Raw genomic sequence first — 11,513 nt, forward strand, 5'->3', positions numbered from 1 at the left:
CACGGGCCCGGACATGGCCGACTCCCACCACCCCGCGCCCGCCCCCTCCCCGGGGCGCGGCTCCCGCCCCCGCAGCCTGCGCACCCGCCTGGTCGTGGGGGTGCTGGGCCTCGTCCTCATCACCGCGGCCGTCATGGGCGCCCTATCGACGCTGGCCCTGCGCCACACGCTCATGAACCGTCTCGACCAGCAGCTCATCGCGGCCTCCGAGCGCGCCGCGAATCGGCGGCACGGCGTCGAGCAGACCGGCGCGGACCCCCAGGCCGGGCCGCAGTCATCCACGCAGGGCGCGCAGGACCCGCAGGCGGAGCACGAGGAGCAGGCCCCGCCCCCCGACTCCGCCAAGGACCAGGACGGCCCGCAGGACGGCGACGGCACGCTGACCAAGGAGGCCAAGGTGCCGCCGGGCCTGGACGCAGCCGGCCAATCCACCGGGACCCTGACGGTCATCGTCTCCGGGGAGCCCCAGGACTCCGGCGCCGCGCCCTCGATCCAGGCCGCCTACATCGACACCCAGGGCCACTACACGGCCCTGGGCGAGCGCCACAGCCGGGTGCTGCTGGAGCTGACCGCCGATGGCAGGCCCGAGACGGTGCGCCTCGACTCCCTGGGCGATTACCGGGCCATGGCCTCCCGGGACCCGCGCAGTGGCGACACCGTCATCATCGGCCTGTCCATGGAGGGGGACAACGCCCTGATCCGCAGCCAACTGCTCATCGAGACGGTCGTCGCCCTGGCGGGCGCCGTCGTCATCGCCCTGGCGGGGCGGGCCATGGTGCGCTCCTCCCTGGCCCCTCTGGAGCGGGTGGCCCGCACCGCCCGGCGCGTGGCCTCCCAGCCGCTGGAGCGCGGGGAGGTCTCCATCGAGGAGCGCGTGCCCGTGGAGGACCTGGCCTCCTCCACGGAGGTCGGACAGGTGGGGGGCGCCCTCAACACCCTGCTGGGGCATGTGGAGGGCGCTCTCGCGGCGCGTCAGCGCTCCGAGACCCAGGTGCGCCAGTTCGTCGCCGATGCCTCTCACGAGCTGCGCACGCCCCTGGCCTCCATCCGCGGCTACACCGAGCTCATCCAGCGCGAGGGCGCACACACGGCGCTGCCGCCACAGGCCACCCACGCCCTGGAGCGCGTCCACTCCGAGTCCCTGCGCATGACCGCGCTGGTCGAGGACCTGCTGCTCCTGGCCCGCCTGGACGCGGGTCGCGAGCTGCGCCGCGAGGAGGTCGACCTGGTGGGCCTGGTCGTCGACACGGTGGCCGACGCCCGGGCGGCCGGGCCCGAGCACCACTGGGAGCTCGGCCTGGAGGTCCTGGAGCCCCCGGCGGGTCATGCGGGCGGTGATGGCCTGGAGGCCCCTGAGGAGGAGTTCGTCCCCGAGCCGGCCCTGGTCATCGGCGATGAGGCGCGCCTGCACCAAGTACTGGTCAACCTGCTGGCCAATGCGCGCGTGCACACGCCCGCGGGCAGCCGGGTGGTCACCACGGTCTCGCGCCGCGGCCCCATGCTGCTGGTGAGGATCGCCGACGACGGGCCGGGCATCGACCCGGCGGTGCGCGACCGGCTCTTCGAGCGCTTCGCCCGCGCCGACTCCTCCCGGGAGCGCCGCACCGGCTCCACCGGGCTGGGGATGTCCATCGCCCTGGCCATCGTGCAGTCCCACGGCGGGAGCCTGACCGTGGAGTCGAGCACGGGGATCGACCACGGCACCGCCTTCACCATCGCCCTGCCCGCGGCCAGCCCAGACTGACCCTGGACGGGATCCGCCGGCCCGGATGCGCCCAGAGGTCCCGGAGGCCCATCACCGGGCCCGACGCCGCCCGCCCCGGTGGCCCGACGGCACTGGTGGCAGGCCCCTACCGCGCGACCTGCTCCCGACCGGTCTCCCAGATCGTCAGGGAGACCAGGGCGGACAGGGCCAGGCAGGTCAGACCCGCCGTCGCCATGGCCCCCGTGGCGTAGGCGGCGAAGTAGTCCCAGCGGTAGAGCCCCTCGCTGGCCTCCTGGCACACCCGCATCCCGGCAATGGCGGCGCCCGCGCAGCCGAGCCCCCCGGCCAGGGCCAGGAGCCGGTTCCAGGCCTGCTGGCGGCGCAGTCGGCCACGCGCCGCAGCCGACCGCGGGGCGGGCCCGGCGCCGTCGTCCCTGCGCGGCCTGAGCGCCCGGGCGCGCGGGTCGGCGTCGTCGGCCCAGGCCCCCGCGGCCACGGCGATGGCGCCCCAGGCCACGGGCAGCAGGATCGCCGCCAGGACATCCGAGGGGCGATGCCACTGCATGACCAGCGTGGAGTAGCCCATGGCCGCCGTCCCCAGGGCGCCGAGCCACGCGGCGGCGGCCCGCCACCGCGGCCCGGCCAGCAGCACCAGCGCCACGGCCGCCGAGGCCGCCATGGTCGTGTGCCCCGAGGGCAGGGTGTTGGCATTGTCGAAGCGCTCGGTGATGCCGTAGTCCGGCCGCCACAGGATCCAGTGCTTGACCAGCTGGGTGCTGATATTGGCCCCGACCACGGCGACAACCGCCCACAGGGCCCGCCGGTGGCTTCGGCGCAGCAGGCCGATGATGAGGATGACCACCACCAGGGTCACCGCGGCGGGCATGGACACGACACTCAGCAGGGGCCGGGCGTGCGGCGAGACGTAGTGCGCCCCGATCTGGGAGCCCTCCAGCGCGGCCGCATCCAGGTACTGGCCGCTGTAGGTGAGCACGAACACGGCCCACAGGGCGACGACCCCCGCCAGGCAGGCCAGGGCCAGCAGAATGGCGAGCCGCCACCTGCGCCTGGGGGCGCCTGAGCGCGAGGAGATCATCACCGCCACATGCTAGGGGCACCGGGGGCCGATCGGGCAGGTGCCCGGCCGCGATTCCCGGTGGTCCGCGTCTCGGAATCCGGCCCCGCATCCGGGCCCGGCCGGCCGCCGCCCTCCCGCTGCACATCTTCGGCACCGGGTGCGGAGGTCAGGCTCACCCGAGCCGCATGATCCCGCGCCCCTGGCTCATCCGGGGCCTCTGAAGATGCGCGACGGCCGCTCAGCGCAGGGTCAGGAAGCCCTTGCGGGCCAGGTCCCGCACGGCCTCGACCATCTCGGCCCGGACCTGGAGGGCCCCGTCACGGTCGAGGCCGCCCAGGGAGGCGACGGCCGCGGCGATCTGGGCCACGCTCAGCTCGCCGTCGGCCACGCCCGCGAGCGCGGCGGTCACGGTGCTCGCCCGGACCGCGCGGCCCAGCGCCCCGCCCTGGCGCAGGATGATGGCGGCGGGCTCGCTGCTGCCCGGCAGGTGGTGGCGCTCCTCGGTGACATCGGCGGACAGGACCGGGGCGAGGCCGGCCACGGCGTCGTCGTCGAGGCCGGCCAGGCGGTCCTGGAGGGCCAGGACCCGGGCGAGGTGGGGCCCCAGGGGCCCCTGCCCGCTGGTGGCGACCTCCTCCAGGACGCGCCAGGGGGCGCGGCCCCCGTCGGCGGGCCGGGACAGGATGAGGTAGCCGAAGCCCACGGCCTCGATGCCCCGCTCCTCGAAGTCCCCGATCCAGGCCCCCAGGGCGGCCTCGAAGGCGCCGAGGTCGCGCTCGGGGGCCAGGCCGCCGTCGCGCAGCCACATGGTGGCGTACTCCACCGGGTCCTGGGCCTCCCGCTCCACGACCCAGGCATCGAGATCCCGGGGCAGCCAGGAGGCGACCTCATCGCGCCAGTCGCGCCTGCGCCGGTGCTCCCAGTTGCCCAGGGCCACCACCGTGCCGCCGGGCTCCAGGTGGTCGCCGATGCGGGCCATGAGGCCGGGCAGGACCGGGCCGCCGGCGTCGCGGTACTCCATGAGCGGCAGGCCGGCCCGCCGCACCGCCGGTGGGGTCAGGACGAAGGGCGGGTTGGTGGCGATGAGGTCGAAGCGCCGCTGATCCAGGGGATCGAGGAGGGAGCCCTCCAGCAGCTCGACGCGCTCCTGCTCCCCGGCCAGGGCGGTGTTGAAGGCGGTGAAGGCCAGAGCCCTTTGGGACACGTCGGTGGCGGTGACGCGCCCGGCGTGGCGCAGCAGGTAGAGGGTCTGGATGCCGCAGCCGCAGCCCAGGTCCAGGGCGGTGCGCACGGGGGTGCGGGGGGTCAGGGCCGCCAGGGTCAGGCCCGCGCCGCCGATGCCCAGCACATGGTCGGGGGCCAGGGCCCGGCCGGTGACCAGCTCTCCCAGATCGGAGGCCACCCACCACCGCACGGTACCGGCATCATCGTCGGCCTCGTGGGGGCGCAGGTCCACCTGGGCCCGGACCCGGCCGTCCTGGTCGGGGGGCGAGACCAGGCCGATGGCGGTGGCGCCGCGGGCGCGGGTGCGGGGCAGGACGGCGTCGAGCTCGGCGGCGGCCACGGGCTGGCCGAGCATGAACAGCGCGGTGAGGATCGCCGTCGGGGAGGGCGCGGCGCCCGCCTGGCGGTCCTCCTCCAGGGCGGCGCGCACGGCACGCAGGGCGGGCAGGCGCAGCTCGCGGCGCAGGGCCCCCTGGGCGGTGGGCCCCAGGAGGTGGGCGACGGCGTCCACGCCCCAGCCGGTGGCCTCCAGATCCTTGCGCAGCGCGGCCGCCTGCTCGGCGGTGGCGATGGGCGGCGGGGGTGGAGTGCGCGCGGCGGAGGGGGCGGCAGGGTCCTCACTCATGCTCATGACGCTACCCCCGCCCCCACAATCTTCGACGATTTGCATGAGATCGTACTTCTCCGGGCCTGGAGAAGTACGATCTCATGCAAATTGTCGAAAGTCGGGATTGGGTTAACTGCGGGGGTCGGCGTCGATGGCGCCCTGGGGGTCGTTGAACAGGAGGTTGGAGATCTCCACCTGCACCATCTCCACCTGCGGGACGTCCTCCAGCAGCAGCGGATCATCGGAGGAGGTCTGGAGGGACAGGGTGCCGCAGCCGAAGAGGCGGTCGCCCAGGCTCTTGTCCTGCTGGACATCCGAGATGCGGCTCAGCGGGAGGTCGTGGCCGCTGCGCGACAGGATCCCGGAGCGGGTGATCACCCGCTTGGTGGTGATGGTGTAGGTCGTGCTCCACCAGGCCAACCAGGGCAGGATGAAGACCGGGATGCTCACCACGAGCGCCACGATCCAGATCGCCGGCACGCCCCAGGGGCCCCAGTTGTCGGGGATGAGGAACGAGGCTGCGGCCGCGGCCACCACGATGAGGATCTGCGCGAAGATGCGCCACAGGATGATCTTGATATGGGTGCGGGTATGGCGCACCACGATCTCGTCTCGACTGAGCATGTCCCTCGGTGCAGGCATGCCCCCATGATGCCAGATGCTCCCGGAGGGCTGACCAGCGGCGCGGGGGCCGGTCCCCGCGCATCGCCACCGGGGCTCAGGCGGTGAGCATCTCCAGGCCCACCGAGGCGATGACCGGGACGATCCCCAGGATGATGAAGGCCGGCAGGTAGCAGGCCCCCAGGGGCAGCACCAGCCGGACCGCGAGCCTCTGGGCGGCCTCCTCGTCCTGGGAGCGCCGGCCGGCCCGAAGCGACTGCGCAGTCGCGGCCAGGAGGCTGATCGGGGAGGCGCCGTCCTGCCACCCCGGGGCCAGGCATGCCTCCAGGCGCGAGCGCCGCCTGCGCCAGTCCGGATCATCCGGAGCCTGCCAGGCCTCCTCCCACCCGGCCCCCAGCAGCAGGGCCCGCCCCACCACGGCCAGCGGCTCCTCCTCCAGCGCCCGCCCCAGGGCCACCAGCAGTCCGGGCACGGAGGCGCCGGCCCGCAGTGAGGCAGCGGCCAGGTCCAGCACCAGCGCCTCATCGACGCGGTCCGCGGATGCGGTGGCTGCACGCACCAGGCGCGCCGTCACGCGGTGCCCGACAATCATGAGGACGACGCCCACCACCCCCAGGGCCGAGCCCCAGGCGCCGTCGAGAAGCAGATGGGCGGGATCGGCGCCCACCAGGGCCCCCAGGGCCAGTCCCACCGGGGGCAGGCCGGCCAGGAGGCGCGCAGTGGTGCGTGGGCCGGTGAGGGCTGCGGCGCGCGAGGACTCCGCGCGGCCCGATTCGGCCACCCCCTCGGCCACTGCCTCCAGGATCTCGGCCAGGGGCGCGCCCAGGGTGGCCGACAGGCGGCAGGAGGCCACCGCACCGGGGACCGCGGCCTGGGCGGCACGGAGTCTGAGCGCGCTCCGGCCTCGGGGCGGCGGGCGCCAGTGTGGCCGCCCCGAGGCCCACTGGGGCAGCCAGGACCCGTCCCCGCGGCCGCCCAGGGCGCGCAGGGCCGGGGGCACGCCGTCCTCATCGGGCTCCAGGCCCCAGGCCAGGCCCGCCCGCCCCAGGGCCCGCCCCCAGGCCTGGGCCGGCGCGGCCCCCGCGCGCAGGACGGCGGCGACCTCGATGAGAAGCAGGCCGATATCAACCTCCGGGAGGCCTCGGCCGGCCTGCGGCCCGCGCCGCGACGCTCCCCCGGCCGCCTCCTGCGGGGCTGCGGCCCGGCGCGCGGGCCCCAGGGACTGGGGCCGCCCCCTGCGCGCGGGCAGGGACAGGACCGCCCCGGCCAGCGCCACCAGGAGCGCGGCCGCCCATGCCCCGCCGCTCAGGGCAGGCGCAGGAGTCAGGGAGATCATGGGAGCCCGCCTCCCAGGCCGCCCACACCATCGCATCCCTCTCCGCGCCCCTGACCACGGCCGCCCCCGGGATGCTGGGCCGAGCGCGCACCGGGGCCCGCGCCGCCGTCCGGGCCGGGGCCCGGGTCGAGTCGCGGGCCCGCGCCCAGGGGCCGCCCCAGTGCCGCCTCCACGGGCGGGCGCCCGATGCGCGCGGCCAGGGCCCCCACCCCGGGCCCGGCCTCCACCGTGCCGTCCTCACCGACCCTCAGGGCCTCCTGGCACTCCAGGACCGGGCCCGCCTGCGACACCCGGCGCCTGAGAACCCCCAGGGAGTCCACTCGACGGCGCGCCCCGGCCGCCCCAGCACTGCTGCGGCGCAGGTGGACCACCACGTCCAGGGCGCTGGCGGCCTGGGCGGCCAGCGCCGCCTCATCCATGCCGGCCAAGGCCCCCAGAGCGGTCAGGCGGGCGGGGACATCGGCCGGGGAGTTGGCGTGCAGGGTGGCCCAGCCGCCCTCGTGGCCGGTGTTGAGGGCGGTGAGCACGTCGCGGACCTCCGGGCCCCGGCACTCCCCCAGGACGATGCGGTCGGGCCGCATCCGCAGGGCCGTGCGCACCAGGGAGGTCATCGTCACCTCCCCCACGCCCTGGACATTGGCGCCCCGCTCCTGGAGGTGGATGACATGGGGGTGGTCGGGCCGCAGCTCACTGGCCTCCTCGATGCAGATGATCCGCTCGGTGCCGGGCACCCGGGCGAGAAGGGCGGCCAGGAGCGTGGTCTTGCCCGTCCCGGTCGCACCGGTGATGAGGCAGCTGGCCCGCTGCTCCACCAGGGCGGCCAGGACCACGTCGATACCGGGGGCGAGTGTGCCGGCCCCCACCAGCTCCTCAAGGGTGTAGCCGCGGCGCCTCCTAGTGCGCAGGCTGATGAGCGTTCCCTCACTGCTCAGGGGCGGCAGGACCGCGTTGAGGCGGGTGCCGTCGGGCAGGGTGGCGTCGACGGTGGGACAGGCCTCGTCCAGGCGCCGCCCCGCGGAGGCCGCCATGCGCACCGCCAGGGCTCGCGCCTGGTCCTCGGGCATGGCGGCCCCGGCGTCCTCCAGCCCGCGTCCCCGGTCGATCCAGATGCGGCCCGCCCCCACCAGGACATCGGTGACGCCCTCGGTGTCGATGAGCGGCTGGAGGTCGGGCCCGGCCCCCTCCATATCCGCCCGCACGCGCCGGCTCAGACGGGCCAGGCCCGAGTGCCCGGTGGCCGGGGAGGCCCCGGCGTCGAGAGCCTGATCCATGCTCCTGCCGTGCGCCAGGGCACTGCGCACGCGGGTCAGCTCAGAGCTCGCGACGCCCCGAGCCTCGCTGCGCAGGCCCATCGCCCCGATGCCCTCACCGGCCATGGGGGCTCACCACTGCGCCTGCGGGCTCCCCCACCGGGTCGCGGGCGATGGTGGGGCGGTCCTCCGCCTCCCCGCCGGCACCGCTGGCAGGCCGCCCCGCCCCCGGACTCCTCACACCGGCCTGCGGAGCAGCACCCGGCCCGCCCCCGACGACGCCCTGAGCCGCGTCCCCGACGGCGCACGGCGGCCCGCCACCCCCCGGCTCGTCCAGCTCCAGTCGGCGGACCACGGCGCCCACGGCGCGGCGCAGCGCTGAGCGGGAGCGCACCGGGTCCTCCCCGCGGATGATGCGCTGGCGCACGGCGCGGTCGGTGGGGATGGCGGCGAGCACCGGGCAGCCGGCGACGAGCTCCAGGTCGGGCACCGAGATGTCCTCGCCGACCTGGCGCACCAGGAGGCCCACTCCCGGCCCCTGCCGCGCCCCGCCGATCCCGGTCCCGGCCTGCAATCGGGGCACCAGCGCCTGGCAGGCCACCGCTGAGCGCAGGTCGAGGCCGCTGAGGAGCAGGACATCCGATCCCGGGGGAGGCGGGCATCCCCGCGGCAGGTCGAGCAGGACGACGTCGTGCTCGCACAGGAGCGCCTCCAGGACCGCGGGAAGGCAGGACCCGGCCGGCGGCGCGGCACCGTCCACGGGTGCGGGCGGGGCCGGTCCGCCCCGGCCATCGCCGGTGAGGAAGGGGATGGCGTGCCAGGCCGGCAGGGCGCCGATGAGCCTTCCCGGGCGGAAGGCCGACTCCTCGTCGGGCAGGTCCGCCCAGCGCAGCCCCGGCAGCGCCTCATCGCCCAGGAGCAGGCCCAGGCCCCCGGCGGGATCGAGATCCACCATGGCCACGCGCCTGCCCTCACGGCGCAGCGCCCAGGCCAGGTGGATGAGCAGGGTGCTCACGCCCAGGCCCCCCAGCGCCCCGGTGAGCGCCAGGAGGCGGGTCCCCGCCGGTGCGGGACGCATGGCCGCCGCCCCCTGCGCCCCCGGCCAGGGGTCTTCGCGGTCCGCGTGCCCGGTCGCGCCGGCACAGCCGGTGAGCGCGCCGGCGGGCCCCCTGACGGCGGGCTCATGACCGCCGCCGGGGACCTGCGGTGTCGGGGCCTCAGGCATCCACATCACGACCTCCTCGGACCGGTGCCGGCCAGCACTGACGGCATTGCGGGTGGGCGGTGGCCTGCGCCCTGCCGCCCACCGCCACTGTGCCGCGGCGGTCGGGGATGCGCCCCCGGAAGGGCCCGGCCCTGTGGATGGAGCCCGCAGAATGGGCCCCTGTGGAGCACGGCTCGGCCCGCGGTGACGGGGAAGCTCCAGCCGGGCCATGTCAGACGGGCCCCGCCAGGCGCCCACCAGGCGCCCGCCGGGCGCCCACCAGGCACCGCTGACGGCGCCCCGGGGAGAGGCGGAGTGGCCCCGGACACCGAACCGTGATGTGATGAGCCCATGTCCCCCGCGTCCCCCGCCCCCGCCTCCTCCAGCGGGGCCCAGGTCCCGCGCCCGGCCGGGGCGCCCCAGGACGCCCCGGCGCCCACCGCGCCCTGCGGCCCGCCGCATCGCACCGCCGCCTACTTCGACCTGGACAAGACGATCCTGGCGACCTCGGCGGCACTGGCCCTGGGCGAGCCGATGCGCCGCTCGGGCCTCATCTCCCGCACCGCTGTGGCCCGGGGCGTGGTCGTCCAGCTGCCCTACCTGCTCGTCGGCGTGGACACCCCGCAGGCCAACCGGATCATGGAGCGCCTGGCCCGGATGCTGGCGGGGATCTCGCGCCGCGAGCTGCGCCAGGTGGTGGAGGACGCCCTGGGGAGCGCCATCGAGCCGGCCTGCTACGCCGAGGCGCTCCAGCTCATCGCCGCCCACCAGCAGGCGGGGCACGATGTCGTCGTCGTCTCGGCCTCCACCAGTGAGATCGTGGAGCCGGTGGCGCGCATGGTGGGCGCCGGGCGGGCGGTGGCCACCCGCCTGGAGGTCGATGACGAGGGCCGCTTCACCGGCCGCATCGAGCGCTCCCTGCTCCATGCGCAGAAGGTGGTGGCCCTCCAGGAGGACGCCGCCGCCCATGGCATCGACCTGCAGCGCTCCTGGGCCTACTCCGACTCGGTCTCCGATGAGCCCATGCTGCGGGCCGTGGGGCATCCGGTGGCCGCCAATCCCGACCGGGAGCTGCGCCGCCTGGCCGCCCGGGAGGGATGGCCGGTGCGCGACTTCGTCCGGCCCGTGCGCCTGCGCTCCTGGGCCCCGCCACAGCCCGCCTCCGGAGTGCTGCAGGCGGCTCTGCTGCTGGCCGTGGCCACTGCCACGGGTTGGGCCGTGGCCCGGTTCCCCCGGCGTCGAGCCGCCGCAGCGCCGCTGGGCCGGCGCCTGGCCCGCAGGACCGGCCGCAGCTGATCAGCGCCCCGCGGGCAGCGCCGGGGGAGCCCCTTGGGCCCCGTCACCATCATTCCCACTCCCGGTCACGCGGCGCTCATCCCGCCCGCCAGGTGCCCGCCTGCACCGCGCGGCACAACCGGCCGGCCTCCTCGATCCCCACGAGGATCGCCTCCGCCTGCCACACCACCCAGTCCACCACTCCTTCCATGGTCCCCGTGGCGTAGGCGGCGGCCGCCTCGGCGTAGGCCCCGGGGGCCTGCGCCGCGTACAGCTCGGTGACGGCGGTGCCCGTGGGCTCCAGCGCGTCGGCGGTGATGAGGTGGCGCACCAGGAGCCTGCCCACGGCGGCGTTGCCCGAGCTGAAGGGCCGCAGCGCGACCATCTCGGCATGGACGACGGCGGCCCGCACCAGGGCGGGGGCATGGCGGGCCTCGATGAGGGCGAGCAGCCCTTCCAGACGCGCGCGCAGCCGCCCTCCCGCGGGGGCCGGTGCGGGCCCGCCCTCCCGGGGCGCGGAGTCGGTGCGCGGGGCGGCAACCTCGGCCATCCCGATCAGCCCAGCCGCCGCCAGGGGGCCGGTGACATCGCGGTGCAGCGCGCTGAGCAGGCCCCGCGCACCGGGGGCCGCCGGCCGGCCGCGCCCCACCAGGTCGGGCATCCAGCCGACCACCTGCACGCCCGCCCGCCACAGGCCCGCAGCCGCGTCCAGTCCCGGATCGCCGGTGAGGGCCTCGTCCAGGCCTGAGACCACCACATGGTCCCTCAGCACCTCCACGGGCATGACGACGCCCTCCGCCCCCGCGCTGGCCACCGCGGCACGGATCGAGGCCTCCGCCCGGGCCTCGCGCCACCGCCGCCGCAGGGCCCCGTGCCAGCGCAGCTCGGCCGAGGCCTGCCGGACCGCCTCCTCCGCCCGGAGCACGCGCTGGTCCTGGGAGATCGCCCGAAGGGCGCTGAGCATCGCATCCCCGGGCTCCTGCGCCCCCGCCGCGGGCATCGCCGCGCCCCGGGAGCCCGACGCCAGCGCGGCATCGGCGCCCGTCCCCCGCGCACCGGGGCCACCGCCGTCATCGCCCGGGCGCGCGGCTACCCGCCGCCTGCGCGCGGGCATCCCCGGGCCGGGCCCGGCAGAGCCGATCCCCACTGACATCCTGACCATGGGCACACTGTCGCACACCCCAGCAGCGGGCGCGCAGCGCGCCGGCGGGGG

At 76.4% G+C, this 11,513-nt stretch carries 9 protein-coding genes; 2 read left to right on the plus strand and 7 right to left on the minus strand.

What is annotated here, in order from left to right; translation table 11 throughout:
• Positions 1-13 precede the first annotated feature (13 nt).
• Positions 14-1,744: a sensor histidine kinase gene (locus J5X07_RS00545; protein ID WP_208478320.1), complete on the plus strand. Its 1,731-nt coding sequence runs from the start codon at positions 14-16 to the stop codon at positions 1,742-1,744.
• A gap of 106 nt (positions 1,745-1,850) precedes the next feature.
• Here the strand turns inward: J5X07_RS00545 and J5X07_RS00550 are convergent, their stop codons facing one another.
• The 6 genes from J5X07_RS00550 to J5X07_RS00575 form a co-directional block, all read right to left on the minus strand.
• A complete protein-coding gene (locus J5X07_RS00550; protein WP_208478393.1) occupies positions 1,851-2,801 on the minus strand; it encodes a phosphatase PAP2 family protein in 951 nt (316 codons plus the stop codon).
• Positions 2,802-3,021: 220 nt separating this feature from the next.
• Positions 3,022-4,632 (minus strand): DUF7059 domain-containing protein, encoded by a 1,611-nt coding sequence (locus J5X07_RS00555; protein WP_208478321.1) that lies wholly within the window; start codon positions 4,630-4,632, stop codon positions 3,022-3,024.
• 111 nt (positions 4,633-4,743) lie between these two features.
• Positions 4,744-5,256, minus strand: a complete 513-nt coding sequence (locus J5X07_RS00560; RefSeq protein WP_208478322.1) for a PH domain-containing protein — start codon at positions 5,254-5,256, stop codon at positions 4,744-4,746.
• A 76-nt stretch (positions 5,257-5,332) separates the two neighbouring features.
• Complete coding sequence (locus J5X07_RS00565) at positions 5,333-6,571, minus strand: hypothetical protein (RefSeq protein ID WP_208478323.1); 1,239 nt, start codon at positions 6,569-6,571, stop codon at positions 5,333-5,335.
• Complete coding sequence (locus J5X07_RS00570) at positions 6,568-7,923, minus strand: TadA family conjugal transfer-associated ATPase (RefSeq protein WP_185732063.1); 1,356 nt, start codon at positions 7,921-7,923, stop codon at positions 6,568-6,570. The genes J5X07_RS00565 and J5X07_RS00570 overlap by 4 nt, the downstream gene beginning before the upstream one ends.
• A 13-nt stretch (positions 7,924-7,936) precedes the next feature.
• The gene (locus J5X07_RS00575; protein WP_243896150.1) at positions 7,937-8,899 is read right to left on the minus strand and encodes a cellulose synthase operon protein YhjQ/BcsQ; all 963 of its coding nucleotides are present in this window, start codon (positions 8,897-8,899) and stop codon (positions 7,937-7,939) included.
• Positions 8,900-9,376: 477 nt separating this feature from the next.
• Between J5X07_RS00575 and J5X07_RS00580 the strand changes: the two genes are divergently transcribed.
• Positions 9,377-10,321, plus strand: coding sequence for an HAD family hydrolase (locus J5X07_RS00580; RefSeq protein WP_124934212.1), 945 nt, complete (start codon positions 9,377-9,379; stop codon positions 10,319-10,321).
• A gap of 76 nt (positions 10,322-10,397) precedes the next feature.
• Here the strand turns inward: J5X07_RS00580 and J5X07_RS00585 are convergent, their stop codons facing one another.
• Positions 10,398-11,462 carry a Fic family protein gene (locus tag J5X07_RS00585; protein WP_208478325.1) on the minus strand — a complete coding sequence of 355 codons (1,065 nt, stop codon included), beginning with the start codon at positions 11,460-11,462 and terminating at the stop codon, positions 10,398-10,400.
• Between the last annotated feature and the right edge of the window lie 51 nt (positions 11,463-11,513).

This window comes from Actinomyces bowdenii (assembly GCF_017592395.1).
GTDB classification, from domain to species: domain Bacteria; phylum Actinomycetota; class Actinomycetes; order Actinomycetales; family Actinomycetaceae; genus Actinomyces; species Actinomyces bowdenii.

Excerpts from the sequence above, each read along its gene's own strand:
- J5X07_RS00560 (WP_208478322.1), bottom strand. The coding sequence starts at position 5,256 with ATGCCTGCACCGAGGGACATGCTCAGTCGAGACGAGATCGTGGTGCGC.
- J5X07_RS00575 (WP_243896150.1), bottom strand. The coding sequence starts at position 8,899 with ATGCGTCCCGCACCGGCGGGGACCCGCCTCCTGGCGCTCACCGGGGCG.
- J5X07_RS00550 (WP_208478393.1), bottom strand. The coding sequence starts at position 2,801 with ATGATCTCCTCGCGCTCAGGCGCCCCCAGGCGCAGGTGGCGGCTCGCC.
- J5X07_RS00555 (WP_208478321.1), bottom strand. The coding sequence starts at position 4,632 with ATGAGTGAGGACCCTGCCGCCCCCTCCGCCGCGCGCACTCCACCCCCG.
- J5X07_RS00570 (WP_185732063.1), bottom strand. The coding sequence starts at position 7,923 with ATGGGCCTGCGCAGCGAGGCTCGGGGCGTCGCGAGCTCTGAGCTGACC.
- J5X07_RS00580 (WP_124934212.1), top strand. The coding sequence starts at position 9,377 with ATGTCCCCCGCGTCCCCCGCCCCCGCCTCCTCCAGCGGGGCCCAGGTC.
- J5X07_RS00545 (WP_208478320.1), top strand. The coding sequence starts at position 14 with ATGGCCGACTCCCACCACCCCGCGCCCGCCCCCTCCCCGGGGCGCGGC.
- J5X07_RS00585 (WP_208478325.1), bottom strand. The coding sequence starts at position 11,462 with ATGGTCAGGATGTCAGTGGGGATCGGCTCTGCCGGGCCCGGCCCGGGG.
- J5X07_RS00565 (WP_208478323.1), bottom strand. The coding sequence starts at position 6,571 with ATGATCTCCCTGACTCCTGCGCCTGCCCTGAGCGGCGGGGCATGGGCG.